The sequence below is a fragment of the Burkholderia ambifaria AMMD genome, assembly GCF_000203915.1.
Lineage (GTDB): Bacteria > Pseudomonadota > Gammaproteobacteria > Burkholderiales > Burkholderiaceae > Burkholderia > Burkholderia ambifaria.
Genome location: NC_008390.1, coordinates 2,897,445 through 2,918,037, shown reverse-complemented (window position 1 = coordinate 2,918,037; position 20,593 = coordinate 2,897,445). Strand labels below are relative to the sequence as shown.

Annotated in this window: 20 protein-coding genes; 11 read left to right on the top strand and 9 right to left on the bottom strand. The window is 70.3% G+C overall.

The features are described from left to right. Positions 1-14: 14 nt before the first annotated feature. Entirely contained in the window at positions 15-167 is a 153-nt protein-coding gene (locus BAMB_RS35335) for a hypothetical protein (RefSeq protein ID WP_158380529.1), read from the bottom strand. Between BAMB_RS35335 and fghA the strand changes: the two genes are divergently transcribed. Continuing rightward, on the top strand, positions 166-1,014 hold the full coding sequence (gene fghA / locus BAMB_RS13390) for an S-formylglutathione hydrolase (protein WP_011657794.1): 849 nt from the start codon (positions 166-168) through the stop codon (positions 1,012-1,014). The two genes, BAMB_RS35335 and fghA, sit on opposite strands and share 2 nt — an antisense overlap. A 107-nt stretch (positions 1,015-1,121) precedes the next feature. Here the strand turns inward: fghA and BAMB_RS13385 are convergent, their stop codons facing one another. The 4 genes from BAMB_RS13385 to BAMB_RS13370 are packed head-to-tail and all read right to left on the bottom strand — an operon-like array spanning position 1,122 to position 4,226. Further along, positions 1,122-1,904 carry a metal ABC transporter permease gene (locus BAMB_RS13385; protein ID WP_011657793.1) on the bottom strand — a complete coding sequence of 261 codons (783 nt, stop codon included), beginning with the start codon at positions 1,902-1,904 and terminating at the stop codon, positions 1,122-1,124. Beyond that, the gene (locus tag BAMB_RS13380; RefSeq protein WP_011657792.1) at positions 1,897-2,787 is read right to left on the bottom strand and encodes an ABC transporter ATP-binding protein; all 891 of its coding nucleotides are present in this window, start codon (positions 2,785-2,787) and stop codon (positions 1,897-1,899) included. Before BAMB_RS13380 ends, BAMB_RS13385 begins: the two co-directional genes overlap by 8 nt. A gap of 13 nt (positions 2,788-2,800) precedes the next feature. Continuing rightward, complete coding sequence (locus BAMB_RS13375; protein WP_011657791.1) at positions 2,801-3,715, bottom strand: metal ABC transporter solute-binding protein, Zn/Mn family; 915 nt, start codon at positions 3,713-3,715, stop codon at positions 2,801-2,803. A 49-nt stretch (positions 3,716-3,764) separates the two neighbouring features. Then, positions 3,765-4,226, bottom strand: a complete 462-nt coding sequence (locus BAMB_RS13370; RefSeq protein WP_011657790.1) for a Fur family transcriptional regulator — start codon at positions 4,224-4,226, stop codon at positions 3,765-3,767. Positions 4,227-4,555: 329 nt separating this feature from the next. On the opposite strand from BAMB_RS13370, the gene BAMB_RS13365 reads away from it, so the two are divergent. The 8 genes from BAMB_RS13365 to BAMB_RS13330 all read left to right on the top strand — a co-directional run bounded on the left by BAMB_RS13365 (position 4,556) and on the right by BAMB_RS13330 (position 12,920). Further along, on the top strand, positions 4,556-5,332 hold the full coding sequence (locus tag BAMB_RS13365) for an L-iditol 2-dehydrogenase (RefSeq protein WP_011657789.1): 777 nt from the start codon (positions 4,556-4,558) through the stop codon (positions 5,330-5,332). Positions 5,333-5,404: 72 nt separating this feature from the next. After that, a complete protein-coding gene (locus BAMB_RS13360) occupies positions 5,405-6,361 on the top strand; it encodes a sugar kinase (protein ID WP_041491391.1) in 957 nt (318 codons plus the stop codon). After that, positions 6,349-7,707 (top strand): D-tagatose-bisphosphate aldolase, class II, non-catalytic subunit, encoded by a 1,359-nt coding sequence (locus BAMB_RS13355; protein ID WP_011657787.1) that lies wholly within the window; start codon positions 6,349-6,351, stop codon positions 7,705-7,707. Before BAMB_RS13360 ends, BAMB_RS13355 begins: the two co-directional genes overlap by 13 nt. Before the next feature lie 95 nt (positions 7,708-7,802). Then, entirely contained in the window at positions 7,803-9,128 is a 1,326-nt protein-coding gene (locus BAMB_RS13350; RefSeq protein ID WP_011657786.1) for an ABC transporter substrate-binding protein, read from the top strand. Positions 9,129-9,230: 102 nt separating this feature from the next. Beyond that, complete coding sequence (locus tag BAMB_RS13345) at positions 9,231-10,178, top strand: carbohydrate ABC transporter permease (RefSeq protein ID WP_006759345.1); 948 nt, start codon at positions 9,231-9,233, stop codon at positions 10,176-10,178. After that, positions 10,175-11,026 carry a carbohydrate ABC transporter permease gene (locus BAMB_RS13340; RefSeq protein ID WP_011657785.1) on the top strand — a complete coding sequence of 284 codons (852 nt, stop codon included), beginning with the start codon at positions 10,175-10,177 and terminating at the stop codon, positions 11,024-11,026. The genes BAMB_RS13345 and BAMB_RS13340 overlap by 4 nt, the downstream gene beginning before the upstream one ends. Next, the gene (locus BAMB_RS13335; protein WP_011657784.1) at positions 11,023-11,736 is read left to right on the top strand and encodes an HAD family hydrolase; all 714 of its coding nucleotides are present in this window, start codon (positions 11,023-11,025) and stop codon (positions 11,734-11,736) included. The genes BAMB_RS13340 and BAMB_RS13335 overlap by 4 nt, the downstream gene beginning before the upstream one ends. Before the next feature lie 74 nt (positions 11,737-11,810). After that, positions 11,811-12,920 carry an ABC transporter ATP-binding protein gene (locus tag BAMB_RS13330; protein ID WP_011657783.1) on the top strand — a complete coding sequence of 370 codons (1,110 nt, stop codon included), beginning with the start codon at positions 11,811-11,813 and terminating at the stop codon, positions 12,918-12,920. Between the two features lie 13 nt (positions 12,921-12,933). Here BAMB_RS13330 and BAMB_RS13325 read toward each other — a convergent pair whose 3' ends face one another. After that, positions 12,934-13,818 (bottom strand): LysR family transcriptional regulator, encoded by an 885-nt coding sequence (locus BAMB_RS13325; protein ID WP_011657782.1) that lies wholly within the window; start codon positions 13,816-13,818, stop codon positions 12,934-12,936. Between the two features lie 113 nt (positions 13,819-13,931). On the opposite strand from BAMB_RS13325, the gene BAMB_RS13320 reads away from it, so the two are divergent. Together BAMB_RS13320 and BAMB_RS13315 are read left to right on the top strand one after the other, a co-directional pair. Next, positions 13,932-15,128, top strand: coding sequence for a serine hydrolase domain-containing protein (locus BAMB_RS13320; RefSeq protein ID WP_011657781.1), 1,197 nt, complete (start codon positions 13,932-13,934; stop codon positions 15,126-15,128). Next, a complete protein-coding gene (locus tag BAMB_RS13315) occupies positions 15,125-16,351 on the top strand; it encodes an MFS transporter (RefSeq protein ID WP_011657780.1) in 1,227 nt (408 codons plus the stop codon). Before BAMB_RS13320 ends, BAMB_RS13315 begins: the two co-directional genes overlap by 4 nt. Positions 16,352-16,364: 13 nt before the next feature. Here the strand turns inward: BAMB_RS13315 and BAMB_RS13310 are convergent, their stop codons facing one another. From BAMB_RS13310 to dalD, 3 genes are all read right to left on the bottom strand, one after another. Then, positions 16,365-17,321: a sugar-binding transcriptional regulator gene (locus BAMB_RS13310; protein ID WP_041491260.1), complete on the bottom strand. Its 957-nt coding sequence runs from the start codon at positions 17,319-17,321 to the stop codon at positions 16,365-16,367. A 112-nt stretch (positions 17,322-17,433) separates the two neighbouring features. Beyond that, positions 17,434-18,915 (bottom strand): xylulokinase, encoded by a 1,482-nt coding sequence (gene xylB / locus BAMB_RS13305; protein ID WP_011657778.1) that lies wholly within the window; start codon positions 18,913-18,915, stop codon positions 17,434-17,436. 130 nt (positions 18,916-19,045) lie between these two features. Beyond that, on the bottom strand, positions 19,046-20,440 hold the full coding sequence (gene dalD, locus BAMB_RS13300) for a D-arabinitol 4-dehydrogenase (RefSeq protein WP_011657777.1): 1,395 nt from the start codon (positions 20,438-20,440) through the stop codon (positions 19,046-19,048). Positions 20,441-20,593: the final 153 nt, after the last annotated feature.

The window sequence follows — 20,593 nt, the reverse complement described above, 5'->3', positions numbered from 1 at the left end:
GGCGGGATCGGGGATCATGGCGGGCACGGTTTCGCCGTGTCGCGCGGCACGGCCTGACCTGACACGCACGCGCTGCCGCTCGGGAAGCTCGACGACGGCTTCGACTCGATGAAGACGGGCGAATCGATTCGCCCGATCGTGCTGTATTGAACGGAAGGGAACCCCATGCTCGAACTCGTTTCTTCGCATGCTTGCCACGGTGGCGAGCAACGCTTCTATCGCCACGATTCGAAGGCGATCGGCCTGCCGATGAAGTTCTCGGTGTACCTGCCGCCGCAGGCGGCGCACGGCCGCGTGCCGGCGCTGTTCTACCTCGCGGGGCTTACGTGCACCGAGGAGACGTTCGCGATCAAGGGCGGCGCGCAGCAGTACGCGGCGCAGCACGGCCTCGCGCTCGTGATGCCCGATACGAGCCCGCGCGGCGCGGACGTGCCGGGCGAGTCCGACGCGTGGGATTTCGGCGTCGGCGCGGGCTTCTATGTCGACGCGACGCAAGCGCCGTGGTCGACGCATTACCGGATGGAATCGTACGTGACGGGCGAGCTGCGCGAACTCGTCGCGGCCGAGCTGCCGATCGACGGCGCGCGGCTCGGGATCTTCGGCCACTCGATGGGCGGGCACGGTGCGCTGACGCTCGCGCTGCGCCATCCCGACCTGTACCGCTCGGTGTCGGCGTTCGCGCCGATCGCCGCGCCGACGCGCTGCCCGTGGGGCGAGAAGGCATTCTCGGGCTACCTGGGCGCCGACCGTGACGCGTGGAAGCAGCACGACGCGAGCGAACTCGTCGCGCGTGCGGATGCGCCGAAGTTCGCGGACGGCATCCTCGTCGACCAGGGCCTCGCCGACCAGTTTCTCGCGAACCAGCTGAACCCCGACGTGTTCGAAGCCGCATGCGCGAAGGCCGGCCAGCCGCTGACGCTGCGCCGACACGCGGGCTACGACCACGGCTACTACTTCATCTCGACGTTCATCGCCGATCACATCGCGCATCATGCGCGCGTGCTGGCGCGATGAACGGCGCACGAAGGCTGTAACCCGCGGCGCGGGTCGCACGTCGCGCTCGCGTGAAGCATGAAAAAACGCCGGCTGAGCCGGCGTTTTTCATTTGTGTCACTCGACGCTCAATGACGCCGCAACAGGCTCGCGCCGTACACGAGCGCGGACAGCGCGGTAATCCAGAAGCTCGTCGGCCAGTCGGTGTGATACGCGAGCGCGATCCCGAGCCACGCTTCGAACAGCGCGAACAACGCGGCGAGCAGCACGCCGGTCGACAGCCGCGTCGACACGTTCTGCGCAGCCGCGGCCGGCCCGACCAGCAGCGTGAACACCAGCAGCACGCCGACGATCTGCGTCGCCGCGGCCACCGCGAGCGCGCATACCGCGAGGAACAGCATCGACACCGTGCGCAGCGACACGCCCTTGGCTTCGGCCAGTTCGGGCTGCAGCGACGCAAACAGCAGCGGCCGCGCGATCAGTGCGAGCGCGACGAGGCTCACCGCGCCGATGCCGGCCAGCACCGCGAGCGTGTCGCGGCTGACCGCGAGCACGTTGCCGAACAGCAGCGCGGTGACCTGCGTCGCGAACGACGTGTAGAAGTGCAGGAACAGCAGCCCGAAGCCGAGCGCGCCGGACAGCACCACGCCGATCGCGACGTCGCGGCCCGCGAGCCGTTCGCCGAGCGCGCCCATCCCGATGCCGGCCGCGAGCGTGAAGCCGACCATCCCCCACATCGGCGAGATGCCGAGCAGCACCGCGCCGGTCGCGCCGGTGAAGCCGACGTGCGACAGCGCGTGGCCGGCGAAGGTTTGTCCGCGCAGCACCAGGAAGTAGCCGACGATGCCCGCGAGCACCGCGACGATCCCCGACGCGGCGAACGCGTTGATCATGAAGTCGTATTCAAACATCGTGCGAATGCCCGGGATGAGCGTGTCCGTGGTGGTGATGGCCGTGGCCGCCGCCACCGCCGTGCGAGTGGCCGTCGTCGTCCTCGTGTTCGTGATCGTGCTTCTCGACTTCGACGTCGCCCGACATCACGAAGATCTTGCCGTTCACGCGCATCACGTCGATCGGCGAACCGTAGAGTCGCGACAGCACCGGCTTGGTGATCACCTCGTCGACGGTGCCGAGCGCGGCGACGCCGTTGCCGAGATACAGCACGCGGTCGAGCGCGTTCAGCAGCGGATTCAGTTCGTGCGCGGAAAACAGCACGGTGATGCCGAGCTCGCGCTGCACGTTGCGCACGAGCTCGACGACGCCGCGCTGGTGGTTCGGGTCGAGGCTGATCAGCGGCTCGTCGAGCAGCAGCAGCTTCGGGCTGCCGAGCAGGCACTGCGCGAGCAGCAGCCGCTGCCGCTCGCCGCCCGACAGTTCCGACAGCGGTCGGCGCGCGAGCGCCGCGCCGCCGACGAGCTCGAGCACGCGCTCGACGTCGCGCCGCGTCGCCGCGCTCGGGTGCGGCAGCCCCCAGCGATGGCCGTCGGCGGCCATCGCGACGAAGTCGTAGCCGCGCATCCGGCGATTCGCGAGGCCGCTGCGGATCTGCGGCATGTAGCCGATCGACGCGTTGCCGCGCACGACCGGCACGCCGCCGACCGACAGCGTGCCGCCCGAGACGGGCACGAGGCCGAGCACCGCGCGCATCAGCGTCGTCTTGCCCGCGCCGTTCGGCCCGAGCACGCCGACGAATTCGCCGGGTTCGATCGAGAAGCTGACGTCGCGCAGGATCGTGCGGCCGCCCAGTTCGAGCGTGACGCGATCGAGTGCGAGTGCGTGGGGAGTGGGGCTCATGTCGTTGCGTCGATCATTTCTTGCTGGCGGAAAGCGCGGCCGCGAGCGCGTCGAGCTGGCCGGTCATCCATTGCTGGAAGGTCTTGCCGGCCGGTTGCGTCTCGGTGACGCTCACGCTCGGCACGCCGCCGTCGCGCGCGATTTTCAGCAGGCGCTTGGTCATCGGCGCTTCGGCCTGGCTGTTGTAGATCAGCACGCGCACCTGCTTCTTGCGCAGGTCGTTCTCGAACGCGGCGACGTCCTGCGCGCTGGCTTCGGTGTCGTTCATCGTCGCGAGCTGGAAGCGCTGGTTGCGCATGTCGAGGCCGATCGCGTCGGACATGTAGCCGAACACGGGCTCCGTGGCCGTCACCGGCACGCCCTTGTACTGCGCGCGCAGCGCGGCGACCTTGTCGTCGACGGGTTTCAGCGACGCGACGAACTTTTGCAGGTTCGCGTCGTAGTCGGCCTTGTTCGCCGGATCGGCACGGCCGAATTCGGCCGCGATCGCGCGCGCGGCGGCCGGCATGGTCGCCGGGTCGTACCAGACGTGCGGGTTGTCGCCGGCCTTCTTGCCGACGAGATCGGCGACGACGATCGTCGCGCGCTTCGCCTGCTTCGACGCGCCGAGCAGCTTGCTCATCCACGGATCGTAGTTCGCGCCGTTGTAGATCACGACCTGCGCATGCTGCAGCGCGCGCGCGGTCTTCGGGCTCGCTTCGAACAGGTGCGGATCCTGGTCGGGATTGCTGAGGATGCTGGTGACCGCGACATGGCGGCCGCCGATCTGCGATGCGACGTCGCCATAGAAATTCTCGGCGGCGACGACGTTGACGGTCGCGGCCTGCGCGCAGGCGGGCGCCGCGATCGACAGCGCGGCAGCCGAGGCGGCCAGCAGGCGAACAAGCGGCTGGGCGCGTCGTGGCGCGCGCTTCAGGGCAATGGACATGGAACTCCTCGTTGGAAGGGGGCGGCGCCGAGCGCCGCGCGGGGCGGCGTCAGCGATGCGCGGGCTTGCCCTTGCAGTGCCCGCACAGGCCGTTCAGCTCGACGACCTGGTGATGGACTTCGAACCCGTGCGCGGGCGCGCTCGCGGACAGCTGCTTCGCGAGGTCGCTGCCCGGGATCTCGACGGTCTCGCCGCACGAATCGCAGATCAGGAACTGGCCTTCGTGCGGCACGCCGATCTCGCAGCACGCGAAGAACGCGTTCTTCGATTCGATCCGGTGGATGAAGCCGTGCTCGACGAGGAAATCCAGCGCGCGATAGACGGTCGTGGGCGGCACGCGGCCGCGCTGCGGCTCGAGCTCGGCGAGCAGGTCGTACGCGCCGATCGGGCGCTGCGCGGCCAGCACGCGTTCGTAGACCTGGCGGCGCAGCGGCGTCCACGCGAGTCCGTGCTCGGCGGCGAATGCGTCGGCCCGGGATAGCCGGGCGTCGATGGGCGATGAGGTGGCCATGGCGTGAAGCAGGCATGAGAAACGAAGTATGGCGATGATATAACGTATCTCCCTGCCGTGCAGCCCGAATTCCGTCCCGCGCACACGCTCCGTCCCCTTCATCACTGTTTCAGCCGCGCCGCACCCGGTGCGCCGCGCCTTGCGGGACGCGGGTCACAAGCCAGCGCGGCGCTGCGCCTTGCCGCAGCGCATCATCGAAAGCCGCCGCGTCGCCTTGACAGCGTGAATCGCGTATCCGATCATTCGATCACTAACAGAGCAATTGATCGGTCAGCGAGCGTTCGCTCACCTCGCGACCTTCGAGCAGCAGAACGAACCGGAGACAACCAGTGAGACTGGAACAGAAGGTCGCGATCCTGACGGGCGCGGCAAGCGGCATCGGCGAGGCGGTCGCGCAACGCTATCTGGACGAAGGCGCGCGCTGCGTGCTGGTCGACGTGAAGCCGGCGAGCGGCTCGCTCGCACGGCTGATCGAGGCTAGCCCGGGCCGAGCAGTGGCGGTCACCGCGGACGTCACGCGCCGCGACGACATCGAGCGGATCGTCGCCACCGCGGTCGAGCGCTTCGGCGGCGTCGACATCCTGTTCAACAACGCGGCGCTGTTCGACATGCGCCCGCTCCTCGACGAATCCTGGGACGTGTTCGACCGGCTGTTCTCGGTCAACGTGAAAGGGCTGTTCTTCCTGATGCAGGCCGTGGCGCAGCGGATGGTCGAGCAGGGCCGCGGCGGCAAGATCGTCAACATGTCGTCGCAGGCAGGGCGTCGCGGCGAGGCGCTCGTTTCGCACTACTGCGCGACCAAGGCCGCGGTGATCAGCTACACGCAGTCGGCCGCGCTCGCGCTCGCGCCGCACCGGATCAACGTGAACGGCATCGCGCCGGGCGTGGTCGACACGCCGATGTGGGAGCAGGTCGATGCGCTGTTCGCGCGCTACGAGCAGCGTCCGCCCGGCGAGAAGAAGCGGCTCGTCGGCGAGGCCGTGCCGCTCGGCCGGATGGGCGCGCCGGGCGACCTGACGGGCGCCGCGCTGTTCCTCGCGTCGGCCGACGCCGACTACATCACCGCCCAGACGCTGAACGTCGACGGCGGCAACTGGATGAGCTGACGTGGCGATGCTCGCACGCGCAACTCAGGCGGGGTCGCTAAACGCGGCCGCCGCCGCACGAGGGCCCGCATGATGGCCGAGATCGTGGTCGCCGGCGAACTGCTGGCCGAATTCGTCGCCGCCGAGCGCGGCCAGGGTTTCGACACGCCGGGCCTGTTCGCGGGCCCGTTTCCGAGCGGCGCGCCGGCGATCTTCGCCGACCAGGCCGCGCGGCTCGGCGCGCGGGTCGCGTATGCGGGCTGCGTCGGCCGCGATGCATTCGGCGACGCGATCGTCGCGCGGCTCGAGCGCGACGGCGTCGACGTCGCGCGCATCCGCCGCGTCGCCCGCCCGACCGGCACCGCGTTCGTCGCGTATCGCGACGACGGCTCGCGCAGCTTCGTCTTCAGCCTGTCCACCAGCGCGGCCGCGTGCGTCGACGCATCCGACGTCGACACCGCGATATTCGACGGCTGCCGCTACTTTCACGTGATGGGCTCGTCGCTGACGAGCGAATCGGCGATCGCGGCGGTGCAGCGCGGCGTGATCGAAGCGGCGCGCGTCGGCGCGAAGGTGTCGTTCGACCCGAACGTTCGGCCGGAGATGCTGAGCTTCCGGCCGATGCGCGCGGCACTCGACGCGATGCTCGCCGCGTGTCACCTGTTCCTGCCGAGCGAGGCCGACCTGCCGTTCTTCTGCGGGCCGCAGCCGGCCGAGCGTGCGATCGCGGGGCTGCTCGCGACGCATCCGCTGCTCGAGCGCGTCGTGCTCAAGCGCGGCGCGGCCGGCAGCACTGCATTCGATCGTGCGAGCCGCATCGACGCGCCGGCCTGGCCGGTCGACGAACTCGATCCGACCGGCGCCGGCGACTGCTTCGGCGGCACGCTGGTCGCGAGCCTCGTCGCGGGCCTGCCGATCGACGTCGCGCTGCGCCGCGCGAATGCGGCCGGTGCGATCGCCGTCACGCGGCGCGGTCCGATGGAGGGCAACAGCAGCGCGGCCGAGATCGATGGCTTCCTGACCGAACGAGGTGTCGCATGTCCGGCCTGACCTCCACCGCCGAACGCCCGCGCCACGCGCACGCCGACACCGTGCTGCGGATGATCTTCGACGCGAATCGCGCGGATGCGCAGCGCGGCATCTATTCGATCTGCAGCGCGCACCGGCTCGTGCTGGAGGCCGCTTGCGAAGCAGCCCGCGCGGACGGGTCGCCGCTGCTGATCGAGGCGACCTGCAACCAGGTGAACCATCTCGGCGGCTATACGGGCATGACGCCGGCCGATTTCCGGCGCGACGTCGATGCGATCGCGCAGCGCTGCGGGCTTGCGCCATCGGCGCTCGTGCTCGGCGGCGACCACCTCGGCCCGAACCCGTGGCGGCACCGCCGCGCGGCCGACGCGATGCGCGAAGCGGCCGCGATGGTCGCCGCGTATGTCGAAGCCGGGTTCGAGAAGATCCACCTCGATGCGAGCATGGCGTGCGCGGACGATCCGCCGCGGCTCGACGACCGGACGATCGCCGCGCGCGCGGCCGAGCTGTGCCGCGCGGCCGAAGATGCAGCGGCGCGCGCCGGCGTCGCGCCCGTCTACGTGATCGGCACCGAAGTGCCGACGCCGGGCGGCGAAGTGGCCGGCGATGCGGATGGCGATGGCGATGCGATCGCGCGGATCGCGGTCACCCGCAGCGACAGCATCGCCGCGACGCTCGATGCGCACCGCAGCGCATTCGCCGCAGCCGGGCTCGATGATGCGTGGTCTCGCGTGGTCGCGATCGTCGCGCAGCCGGGCGTCGACTTCGACGATCGCCACGTGCTCGACTACGACAGCGCGAAGGCCGCGTCGCTCGGCGCGAGCATCCTGCGCACGCCGCGCCTCGTGTTCGAAGCGCATTCGACCGACTACCAGACCGAAGACGCGCTCGCCGCGCTCGTGCGCGACCACTTCGCGGTGCTGAAGGTCGGCCCCGCGCTGACCTTCGCGCTGCGCGAGGCGCTGTTCGCGCTCACCTTCATCGAGGACGCGCTGATCGGCGACGTCGCGCAGCGCTCGCGCCTGCGCGACGTGGTCGACGCCGCGATGCGCGCGCAGCCCGAGCACTGGGCGCCGTACTACCGCGGCGACGAAACCGAGCAGCGGCTCGCGCGCCAGTTCAGCTACAGCGACCGGATCCGCTACTACTGGCTGCAGCCGGCCGTCGCGGCGGCGGTCGAGCAGCTGTTCGACAATCTCGCGCGGCAGCCGGTGCCGGAGACGCTCGTCGCGCAGTGGCTGCCTGACGTGTACGCGGCGTGCCGCGCGGGCGGCCTCGCGAAGGAACCGCGCGCGTGGGTGCGCCACCGGATCCGCGAGGTGATCGCGCACTATGCGCGCGCGTGCGGCATGCAGCGGCCGGCGTGACGGGCGAGAAGGGAACGCAGCAACGCGACACACGCAATACGTAATCAGTAATACGCAACACCGACGACAGTTCGAACAATCACAGGAGACATGCCATGCAACGAAAGATGCTCGATGCCGCCGCACGCTGCTTCGCCGGAGCCGCGCTCGCGACGGCCGCGTGCGCGGCGTCCGCCGGCACGCTGACGATCGCGACGCTGAACAACCCGGACATGATCGAGTTGAAGAAGCTGTCGCCGGCGTTCGAGAAGGCGAACCCCGACATCAAGCTGAACTGGGTGATCCTCGAGGAGAACGTGCTGCGCCAGCGCGCGACCACCGACATCACGACCGGCAGCGGCCAGTTCGACGTGATGGCGATCGGCACCTACGAGACGCCGCAGTGGGGCAAGCGCGGCTGGCTCGCGCCGATGACGGGGCTGCCCGCCGACTACGACCTGAACGACATCGTGAAGACCGCGCGCGACAGCCTGTCGTACAACGGCCAGCTGTATGCGCTGCCGTTCTACGTCGAGAGCTCGATGACGTTCTACCGCAAGGACCTGTTCGCGGCGAAGGGGCTCAAGATGCCCGACCAGCCGACCTACGACCAGATCGCCGAGTTCGCGGACAAGCTCACCGACAAGGCGAAGGGCACCTACGGGATCTGCCTGCGCGGCAAGGCCGGGTGGGGCGAGAACATGGCGTACGTGTCGACGGTCGTGAACACGTTCGGCGGGCGCTGGTTCGACGAGAACTGGAACGCGCAGCTGACGTCGCCGGAATGGAAGAAGGCGATCGGCTTCTACGTGAACCTGCTGAAGAAGGACGGGCCGCCGGGAGCGAGCTCGAACGGCTTCAACGAGAACCTGACGCTGACCGCCTCGGGCAAGTGCGCGATGTGGATCGACGCGACGGTCGCGGCCGGGATGCTCTATAACAAGCAGCAGTCGCAGGTCGCCGACAAGATCGGTTTCGCCGCCGCGCCTGTGGCCGCCACGCCGAAGGGCTCGCACTGGCTGTGGGCGTGGGCGCTGGCCGTGCCGAAGACGTCGAAGCAGCAGGACGCCGCGCGCAAGTTCATCGCGTGGGCGACGTCGAAGCAGTACATCGAGATGGCCGGCAAGGACGAAGGCTGGGCATCGGTGCCGCCGGGCACCCGCACGTCGACCTACCAGCGTCCCGAGTACAAGGCCGCCGCGCCGTTCTCGGATTTCGTGCTGAAGGCGATCGAGACGGCCGACCCGAACGATCCGTCGCTGAAGAAGGTGCCGTACACGGGCGTGCAGTACGTCGGGATTCCTGAATTCCAGTCGTTCGGCACGGTGGTCGGCCAGGCGATCGCGGGGGCGGTCGCCGGCCAGACGACGGTCGACCAGGCGCTCGCCGCCGGGCAGGCCGCCGCCGACCGCGCGGTCCGGCAGGCCGGCTACAAGAAGTAACGCGGCCCGCACCGTGCGCGCCGCCGCGCACGGTGCACGTGGCCGAAGCACCAACGCGGGCCGGCCGTTCGCGCCCGCGCCTCAACCGGAGGGACTCCGATCATGCGTCATTTGCGTCTTCCCCTGAGCCACGCGCCGTCGGTCGGCGATGCGTCGTCGCCGCCGGGCGCGCCGCGCCGCGCGCGCGGCGGCCCGAGCTGGCTCGTGTCGCCGTCCGTCGCCGTGCTGCTGCTGTGGATGTCGATTCCGCTCGCGATGACGATCTGGTATTCGTTCTCGCGCTACAACCTGCTGAATCCGGACGTGAAGGGCTTCGCCGGGCTCGACAACTACCGCTTCCTCGCGACCGATCCGTCGTTCCTGCCCGCGATCTGGCACACGCTCGTGCTGATCGGCGCGGTGCTTGCGATCACGGTGGTCGGCGGCGTGCTGATGGCCGTGCTGTTCGATCGCAAGTTCTACGGGCAGGGCATCGCGCGGCTGCTCGCGATCGCGCCGTTCTTCGTGATGCCGACGGTCGCCGCGCTGATCTGGAAGAACATGATCCTGCATCCGGTGTACGGGCTCGTCGCGAACGCGATGCGCGCGCTCGGGATGACGCCGGTCGACTGGTTCGCCGACTACCCGCTCACCGCCGTGATCATGATCGTCGCGTGGCAGTGGCTGCCGTTCGCGTTCCTGATCCTGTTCACCGCGATCCAGTCGCTCGACCAGGAGCAGAAGGAAGCCGCCCGCATCGACGGCGCGGGCCCGATCGCGATGTTCTTCTACATCACGCTGCCGCACCTGAAGCGCGCGATCGCCGTGGTCGTGATGATGGAGACGATCTTCCTGCTGTCGATCTTCGCGGAGATCTACACGACGACGGGCGGCGGCCCGGGCAATGCGACGACCAACCTGTCGTACCTGATCTACGCGCTCGGCCTGCAGCAGTTCGACGTCGGCCTCGCGTCCGCGGGCGGGATCATCGCCGTCGTGGTCGCGAACGTCGTGTCGTTCTTCCTGGTGCGGATGCTCGCGCGCAACCTGAAGGGGGAGTACGAGAAATGAGCGACCTGACTCTGGAAGGCCGGCGCGCGCCGGCCGCATTCGACCTCGTGCGGCGTGCGCTGCCCGGCGCGCTGGCGTGGCTGATCGCGCTGCTGCTGTTCTTCCCGATCTTCTGGATGGCGATCACCGCGTTCAAGACCGAGCAGCAGGCCTACGCGTCGACGCTGTTCTTCGTGCCGACGTTCGACAGCTTCCGCGAGGTGTTCGCGCGCAGCAACTACTTCGGCTTCGCGTGGAACTCGGTGCTGATCTCGGCGGGCGTCACGGCGATCTCGCTGCTGCTCGCGGTGCCGGCGGCCTACGCGATGGCGTTCTTCCCGAACCGCCGCACGCAGAAGGTGCTGCTGTGGATGCTGTCGACCAAGATGATGCCGTCGGTCGGCGTGCTCGTGCCGATCTACCTGCTGTGGAAGAACGCCGGGCTGCTCGATACCGTGTCGGGCCTCGTGATCGTGTACACGCTGATCAACCTGCCGATCGCGGTATGGATGACCTTCACGTACTTCAACGAGATTCCGAAGGACATCCTCGAAGCGGGGCGCATCGACGGCGCGTCGACGTGGCAGGAGATCGTCTACCTGCTGATGCCGATGGCGCTGCCGGGCCTCGCGTCCACCGCGCTGCTGCTCGTGATCCTGTCGTGGAACGAGGCGTTCTGGAGCATCAACCTGTCGAGCTCGAACGCCGCGCCGCTCACCGTGTTCATCGCGTCGTACTCGAGCCCCGAGGGCTTGTTCTGGGCGAAGCTGTCCGCGGCTTCCCTGCTCGCGGTCGCGCCGATCCTGATCGTCGGCTGGCTGTCGCAGAAGCAGCTCGTGCGCGGGCTCACGTTCGGGGCGGTCAAATGACGGCGGCCGGCAAAGGCGTGGTCGGCCACGGGGTGAACGTGCTGATCTGCGATTGCGACGGCGTGCTGATCGACAGCGAGGCCGTCGCCGCCGACGTGATCGTGCGCGAGCTCGACGCGCGCTGGCCGGGCGTGGACGCGCGGCCGGCCGTGATGCCGCTGCTGGGGCTGCGCATCGAGCGCGTGCTGGCGGGCGCGAGCGAGGCCGTCGGCCGCACGCTGTCGGCCGACGACGTCGATGCAATCCGCCGCGCGGTCGAGGCGGCGGCCGTCAACGCGCCGGTGGTCGACGGGATCGAGGCGGCACTTGCGGCGATCAGCCTGCCGACGGCGTGCGCGAGCAACAGTTACCGCGCGTATGTCGAGACGGCGCTCGCGCGCACCGGCCTCGCGCGCTTCTTCGGCGACCGGCTGTTCTGCGCGGACGCCGTCGCGCGGCCGAAGCCCGCGCCCGACGTGTATCTCGCGGCCGCGCGCGCGCTCGGCGCGGTGCCCGCGCAATGCCTCGTCGTCGAGGACAGCGTGACGGGCATCACCGCGGCCGCCGCGGCCGGCATGACCGTGCTCGGCTTCGTCGGCGGCGGGCATGCGTCGGCCGCGCAGATCGACGCGCTGCGAGGGATCGGCGCGCGTCACGTATTCGACGACATGCACGAGCTGCCCGGCTACGTCGCGCGCTGGCAGGCGACGGGCGCGGTGCTGCCGGGCTAGCGCAACAGACCCTCACCACGAACGATTGCGCGCCGCGTCGGACGCGGCGCATCACGAACGAACGGAGACAGACCATGGCAAGCGTGCTCCTGCGCAACATCGCGAAGCGCTACGACGACACCGAAGTGCTGCGCAACGTGAACCTCGACATCGCCGACGGCGAATTCGTCGTGTTCGTCGGCCCGAGCGGCTGCGGCAAATCCACGCTGATGCGGATGATCGCCGGGCTCGAGGACATCTCGAGCGGCGAGCTGCTGATCGACGGCGCGAAGGTCAACGACGTGCCGAGCGCGAAGCGCGGCATCGCGATGGTGTTCCAGTCGTATGCGCTGTATCCGCACATGACGCTGTACGACAACATGGCGTTCGGCCTGAAGCTCGCCGGCGCGAAGAAGCCCGAGATCGACCAGGCGGTGAAGCAGGCCGCGAAGATCCTGCACATCGATCACCTGCTCGAGCGCAAGCCGAAGCAACTGTCGGGCGGCCAGCGGCAGCGCGTCGCGATCGGCCGCGCAATCACGCGCAAGCCGAAGGTGTTCCTGTTCGACGAGCCGTTGTCGAACCTCGACGCGGCGCTGCGCGTGAAGATGCGGCTGGAATTCGCGCGGCTGCACGACGAGCTGAAGACGACGATGATCTACGTGACGCACGATCAGGTCGAGGCGATGACGCTCGCCGACAAGATCGTCGTGCTGTCCGGCGGCGCGGTGCAGCAGGTCGGCACGCCGAACACGCTGTATCACGCGCCGGCGAACCGGTTCGTCGCGGGCTTCATCGGCTCGCCGAAGATGAACTTCCTGAAGGGCACGGTCGAGTCGGCCGATGCGACCGGCGTGCTGGTGCGCTTCGACAGCGGCGAGACGCAGCGCGTGGCGGTCGATGCGGCGGGGCTGCAGGCCGGCGCGGCCGTGACCGTCGGCGTGCGGCCCGAGCATCTGCTGGTGGGCGCGGCGGGCACCGGTGTCGCCGCGCGGACGATGGCCGTCGAATCGCTCGGCGATGCCGCGTACCTGTATGCGGAGTCGGCGGTCGCGCCGGATGGATTGATCGCGCGGATTCCGCCGCTCGACACGTACCGCACCGGCGAGGCGCTGCACGTGCATGCGCAGCCCGAGCATTGCCACCTGTTCGACGAGCAGGGGCAGGCGTTCCGGCGGCTGAGCGCGCACGCGAAGGCGGCGTAACGGCTTGCGCCGGTTACAGGCGCAAGTGCTCGGCCATGTGGTCGACGAATGCACGCAGCTTCGGCGTCGGATGGCGGCCTGATGGCCACAGCACGTAGAACGGCGTGCGGCTCACGATGTGTTCGGCGAGTACCGCACGCAGCGTGCCGTCGTCGAGCGCGTCACGCACGAAGAATTCGGGCAGGCACGCGATGCCGAGCCCGCGCCGCGCGAAGCACAGACGCGTCTCCGCGCTGTTACTGACCATCGAGACCGGCACCGCCGGTGGCGTGCCCGAGCGCGACGCGCGCAGCGGCCAGATCTCGAGCTTGCCGCTGCTCGGGAAGCGGTAGTGCAGGCAGCGGTGCCGTGCGAGATCGGTCGGCGTGCGCGGCGTGCCGTGCCGTTCGAGATAGTCGGGCGACGCGACGAGGTGCTGGCCAAAATGGCCGAGCAGCCGCGATGACAGCCGCGAATCCGTCGGCTGGCCGGTGCGCAGCACCGCGTCGAAGCCTTCTTCGACGACGTCGACCAGGCGGTCGCTGAAATCGATGTCGAGTTCGATCTCCGGATACGCTGCCATGAAATCGGCGAGCAGCGGCAGCAGCAGCGTGCCGATCGTCGGCAGGCTCACGCGCAGGCGCCCGCGCGGCGCTTCGGCGCTGTGCGTCAGTTCCTGCTCGGCCGCGTCGATCTCGGCGATCACGCGCCGGCATCGCTCCAGGAAACGCGTGCCTTCCGCGGTCAGCGTGATGCTGCGCGTGCTGCGGTGAAACAGCCGCACGTTCAGCCGGGCCTCGAGCCGCGCGATGCGCTTGCCGATCGCGGACGCCGACAGCCCGAGCGCGCGGCCGGCCGCGACGAAACTGCGCGTTTCCGCGACCTGGACGAACACGACGAAGCCGCCAAGATTTTCCATGCAGGTTCCCGATTGCGGACATCGATGTCCGGAGTGTCCGGAACTCTAACCCGGTTTTTCTTCTTGCGCCGGCTCCCTACGATGGGCGTTCCTTCACTGTTCGAGGTCACGCCATGTCATCCCTGCCTGTCACCGCTCACCGCGCAGAACCGGACGCCGCGCTGCCCGAGCGCCTCGACGCGGTGCTCGATCGCACGCTGGCCGACGCGCGCGTGGTCGGCGCGGTCGTGCTGGTCGCCCGCGACGGCGAACTGCGCTACGCGCGCGCGGCCGGCCTCGCCGATCGCGAGGCCGGCACGCCGATGCGGGAGGACACGCTGTTCCGGCTCGCGTCGGTGTCGAAGCCAATCGTGACGGCCGCCGCGATGCGGCTGGTCGCGGCGGGACGCATCGAACTCGACGAGCCGGTCGCGCACTGGTTGCCCGCGTTCCGGCCGACGCTGCGTGACGGCACGCCCACCGACATCACGTTGCGTCATCTGCTGTCGCATACGGCCGGGCTCGGCTACCGCTTCCTCGAAGCCGACGCCGACGGCCCGTATGCGCGTGCCGGCGTGTCCGACGGGATGGATCGCGCGGACCTGTCGCTCGCGGAGAACGTGCGGCGCATCGCCGGCGTGCCGCTGCGGTTCGCGCCCGGCACGTCGTGGGACTACTCGCTCGCGATCGACGTGGTCGGCGCGCTGATCGAGGCGGTCGACGGCCGGCCGCTCGGCGAGGCCGTGGCCGCACTCGTCACGACGCCGCTCGGGATGTCGGACACCGCGTTCTTCTCGCACGACGCCGCACGCTTCGCGACGCCGTACGTCAGTACGCCGGTCGCGCCGCGCCGGATGGCCGACGACGATCTCGCGCCGGTGTACGACGGCACGGTCGGCATCCGCTTCGCACCGGCGCGCGCGTTCGACGCGGCCGCGTGGCCGTCGGGCGGCGCGGGGATGGTCGGCACCGCACGCGACTGCCTGACGCTGCTCGATACGTTGCGCACCGGCCGCGACGGCTGGCTCGAACGCCGCTGGATCGACGAGATGTCCCGCGTGCAGCCGGGGGCGAACGACTTGCCGGACGCGCCGGGATTCGGCTTCGGACTCGGCTTTTCGGTGCTGCGCGATCCGGCGGCCGCGCGGTCGCCGGAGTCGGTCGGCACGTGGCGCTGGGGCGGTGCGTACGGGCATGCGTGGTTCGTCGACCGCGCGGCCGGGCTGACGGTCGTCGCGCTGACCAATACGTTGTACGAAGGGATGCACGGGCGTGTCGTCACCGACGTGCGCGATGCGGTGTACGGTGTCGACGACCGGGGCGCGGCATGAGTGAGTGCGTATCCGTCTCCGACCGGGTTGCGGACCGCGCGTCCGACCCGTCCGCGCAGGTGCGCGAACGCCTGCCGGTCGCGAACCTGCTGGCGCTCGCCACCGCCGGTTTCATCACGATCCTCACCGAGGCGCTGCCGGCCGGCCTGCTGCCGTTGATGAGCGTCGACCTGCGCGTGACCGAGGCGCTGATCGGCCAGCTCGTGACCGTCTATGCGCTCGGCTCGATCGTCGCAGCGATTCCACTCGTCGCCGCGACGCGCGCGATGCGCCGGCGCCGGCTGCTGCTCGCGGCGCTGGCCGGGTTCGTCGTGTCGAATGCGTTGACGGCCGCGTCGCCGTACTACGCGCTCACGCTCGCCGCGCGCTTCGTCGCGGGCATGTCGGCCGGGCTGCTGTGGGCGCTGCTGGCCGGCTATGCGAGCCGGATGGTCGACGCATCGCTGCGCGGCCGGGCGATCGCGGTCGCGATGCTCGGCGCGCCGGTCGCGATGTCGATCGGCATTCCGGCCGGCACCGCGCTCGGCGCGATGTTCGGCTGGCGTATTGCGTTCGCGGGCATCACGGTCGCGGCGCTCGCGCTGATCGGCTGGATCCGGCTGCGCGTGCCCGACTATCCCGGGCAGCCGGCCGGCGCGCGCGAGCCCGTGCTCGGCGTGCTCGCGCTGCCCGGCGTGCGGCCGGTGCTGGTCGTGATGTTCGCGTACGTGCTCGCGCACAACATGCTGTACACCTACGTCGCGCCGTTCCTCGCGGGCGTGCGGATGGGCGCGCAGGTCGATGCGGTGCTGTTCGTGTTCGGCGTCGCGTCGCTGGTCGGCATTGCGTTGACGGGCGCATGGATCGGCGCCGCGCAGCGGCGGCTGACGCTCGCGAGCATCGCGCTGTTCGCGCTTGCGGCGGCGATGCTCGGCGCCGGGTCCGGGATGGCGATCGTCTATGCAGGCGTCGCGCTGTGGGGGCTCGCGTTCGGCGGCGCGCCGACGCTGTTCCAGACGGCCACCGCGAACGCGGCGGGCGATGCGGCCGATGTCGCGCAGTCGATGCTCGTGACGGTGTGGAACCTCGCGATCGCGGGCGGCGGCATCGTGGGCGGGATGCTGCTCGGCGCGACGGGCGCGGGGGCGATTCCGTGGGTGCTCGTCGCGCTGCTGGCGGCGGCGTGGGTCGGCGCGTGGCGCGCGCGCCGGCATGCGTTTCCGGCGCCGCGCGCGGCCGTGTGAGCGTTCCGCGGCGTCAGGCCGCCTTCGCCTCGAGTGCCGCGCGCGCGCAGGTCTCGTCGGTGACGAGCCCCGACAGCCAGCCGCCGCGCAGCGCGGCGATCACCGCGTCGCGTTTCTTCGGGCCGCCCGCGAACGCGATCGTCGGACGTTTCGGCGGCGCGTCGAGCGCGACGCTCGTCACGCGCGCGCTCGTCGACACGTCGACCAGCCTGCCCCGCGCATCGATCGGCACACCGAGCAGCTCGGCCACCGCGCCGAGCGCGGTCATCTCGTCGCGTTCCTGTTCGGTGATGAAGCCGTCCTCGTAGAGCGGGCAATGCGGGCCGATGTTGCCGATCCCGACGAACGCGACGTCGGCCTGCGCCGACAGCGCATCGACGATCCGGTACAGACGGTGGTTGCACCATTGCGCGCGCTCGGCGTCGCTGTCGGCGAACAGCGGCGCGGGCAGCAGGAAGTGCTTGCCGCCCGTCTTCTCGGAGATGTACTGCGCGACGTCGTAGCGGTTCGACGAGCCGTCGGCCGCGATCGCGCCGACCATCGACACGAGCCGGTGCTGCGGCCGCTCGATCTGCGCGATCTGCGCGACCGCCGCCTTCAGCGTGCGGCCGCTGCTGACCGCGATCACCATCGGCCGCGTTTCGTTCAGGTAGCGCTCCATCACCTGCGCGCCGGCGACCGCGAGCTTGCGGTCGATCGCTTCGGGCGCGTCGGCATCGACCGGCACGACTTCGCACATCGCGAGCCCGTAGCGTTTCGACAGTTGCGCGCCGAGATCGAGACAGTCGGCGAGCTGGTGATCGACGCGCACGCGGATCAGGTTCTTCTCGACCGCGAACGCGACGAGGCGCTGCGCGACCGGGCGCGACACCTGCAGCTTCTCGGCGATTTCATTCTGCGTGTCGCCCGCGACGTAGTAGAGCCACGCGGCGCGTGTGGCGAGATCGAGTTTTTCTGAGGACTTGGACACGATAGCGGTTCGGTTTGGATCTGGGGGCCGCCCCCGCGGGCCGGCCGTCAGGGGCGCCGACGGCATCCACTGTAACGCATGCCGGGCGCGCGGCCGACGGCCGCTGCGGCGCTTACGCGAGCCGCGCGCGCGACGGTTCGTAAAGCGGGCGCACGTGGCGATACAGCGCGCGGAACGCGTCGAGGCGCTCGCGCAGCTGCGCATGGCGCGTGGCGTCGGGCGTGTATTCGGCGCGCACCGGCGGCTTGGTCAGCACCACCTGCGGATCGCCGCCGACGGCGAGCCAGCCCAGGCGCGCCGCACCGAGCGCCGCGCCAGTTTCGCCGCCGCCGTGCTGGCGCGTGTGCACGTTCAGCGCATCGGCGATCAGCTGCGCCCAGAACGCGCTGCGCGCGCCGCCCCCGATCAGCGATAGCCGGTCGGTTTCGACGCCGGCCGTGTGCAGCGCGTCGAGGCCGTCCGCGAGGCCGAGCGTCACGCCTTCGAGCACCGCGTAGCCGAGATGCGCGCGTTCGGTCGCGTGCGTCATCCCGAAGAACACGCCCTGCGCATACGGATCGTTGTGCGGCGTGCGTTCGCCGGACAGGTAGGGCAGGAACAGCGGCGCGGTGGCGAGCGCGTCCGCGTCGAGCGCCTCGATTTCGGCGAGCAGCGCCGGCTCGTCGGTGCCGGTCAGCATGCAGACCCAGCGCAGGCAGCTCGCGGCCGACAGCACGACGCTCATCAGCTGCCAGCGATCGGGAATCGCGTGACAGAACGCATGCACGGCCGATGCGGGATTCGGCATGAAGCGGTCGCCGACCACGCTCAGCACGCCCGACGTGCCGAGCGACACGAAGCCGTCGCCCGCGTGGATCGCGCCGATGCCGAGCGCGCTCGTCGCGTTGTCGCCGCCGCCGCCCGCGACCACGACAGCCTCCGACAGTCCGAGCTCGCGCGCGACGTCCGCACGCAGCGTGCCGGACGGCGCGTTGCCTTCGACGATGCGCGGCATCTGCTCGCGCGTCATGTCGCACGCGGCGAGCAGCGCGTCGGACCAGTCGCGGCGCGCGACGTCGAGCCACAGCGTGCCGGCCGCGTCGGACGGGTCGGACACCTTCGCGCCGGTGAGCCGGAAGCGCAGGTAGTCCTTCGGCATCAGCACGCACGCGGTCGCGGCGAACACGTCGGGTTCGTGCTTCGCGACCCACAGCAGTTTCGGCGCGGTGAAGCCGGGCATCGCGAGGTTGCCGGCCAGCGCGTGCAGATCGGGTGCGCGTTCGGTGAGCAGCGCGCATTCGTCGGCGCTGCGCATGTCGTTCCACAGGATCGCGGGGCGCAGCACGCGATCGTCGCGGCCGAGCAGCACCGCGCCGTGCATCTGGCCCGACAGGCCGATCCCGCGCACCTGCGCGAACGCCTGGGGGTGCCGTTCGCGCAGCGCCGCGAGCGCGGCGAGCGTGCCTTGCCACCAGTCGTCCGGATGCTGTTCAGCCCAGCGCGGGTGCGGCCGCGACACGCCGAACGGCGTGCCCGCGGTGCCGACCACGGTGCCGTCCGGGGCCAGCAGCAGCACCTTCACTTCCGAGGTGCCGAGGTCGATGCCGAGATACATGAGCGATCCGTTCCGTCAGTGAGGAGCCGCTACTTTAGCTGCACGCACCCGCGCATGCCAACGCAGGTTCGCCCGGATGCGCGGCCGCTGGCGAGCGCGGGCCGCCGGGAGAGGGCCAAGGGGCTGTGAATCAGCGCTGCGCGAGCCACGCGTCGACGCGCGCGAGCCCGGCGCGCAGCGCGTCGAACAGCGCGGCGTTGCCGGCGAGCGAGCCCCACAGCGCGCGGCTTGCGCACAGCGCGACGACCGGGTCGTCGGCCTCGACGATCGCCCGCGCGGTGCCGTCATCCATTACGCCGTCCTGGTACGCATACGGCAGCAGCCCGCGCGCCCAGCGTTCGAGAAAACGCAGGAACAGCGCCGGCAGCACCGCGGTGGCGACCGGCGCCGCGCCGCGCGCGAACGATTCGACGAGCGTCGGCGCGATGAAGCCGGGAATCTTCGAGAAGCCGTCGGCCGCGACGCGCTGGTTCGTGTCGAGCACGTACGGGTTGCCGAAGCGTTCGAGCACGACGTCGCGATAGCGTTCGAGGTCGAGCGGGCTCGGGCTGAGGCACGGGATCACGTCCTGCGTCACGTAGTCGTGCGCGAAGCGGCGGATCGCCGCGTCGTGCGTGCCCTCGTGGATGTACGTGTGGCCCGCGAGCGTACCGGCCCACGCGATGCAGCTGTGCGTCGCATTGAGGATGCGGATCTTCGCTTCCTCGTACGGGTGCACGTCGTCGACCAGTTCCGCGCCGGCCAGCTCCCAGCGCGGCCGGCCGGCCGCGAAGCGGTCCTCGATCACCCACTGGATGAACGATTCGCCCATCACCGGGCACGCATCGTCCGCGCCGGTGGCCGCGCGCACGCGTTCGCGCACGTCGTCGGTCGGGCGCGGCGTGATGCGGTCGACCATCGCGCTCGGCGTCGCGACGTTTGCATCGAACCACGCGAGCAGGCCGGCCTCGCCGCGCCGTTCGAGGAATTCGCGCATGCCCGCGCGAAAGCGCGCGCCGTTGTTGCGCAGGTTGTCGCAGCTCTGCAGCGTGAGCGGGCCCGCGCCGCGCGCGACGCGTTCGGCGAGCAGCGCCGCGAGCGCGCCGTACAGCGTCGTGCGCGCGCCCTGCAGGTCGGCCGCGAGATCGGCGTTCGCGATATCGAGCCGGTTGTGTTCGTCGAGGTAGTAGCCGCCTTCGGTGACGGTGAACGACACGATGCGGCACGCCGCGTCGGCGCCGGCCTCGATCAGCGCGGCGAGGTCGATCGACCACGGCAGCACGCGCGAGATCGCGCGGATCGTCTCGTATGCGCGCTCGCCTTGCGGCGTGACGGTCTCGAGCGTGTACGCGCCGTGCTGCGCGGCGAGCGCGTCCATCGTCGCGCGCATGTCGTCGCGGATGTTGCCGACGGTCAGCGACCAGCGCTCGCCGGCCGGCACGGCCGCGTTCACGCGATGCAGATACCACGCCTGGTGCGCGCGGTGGAACGAGCCTGCGCCGATGTGCAGCAGCACGGGCGTGCGGGCGGAGGGCGATTCGGTCATCCGGTGTCTCCTGTCGCGATCGGATCCCGGCCGGCCTGGCTGCAGCACCCGCGATCCGCGTCGTCGAATACGATCATTTGCTCGTCATGTGAGCGAATGATCGTATTCGGGCGAGCGAAAGTCAAGGCGGCGACGCGGCATTTCGATGGTGCG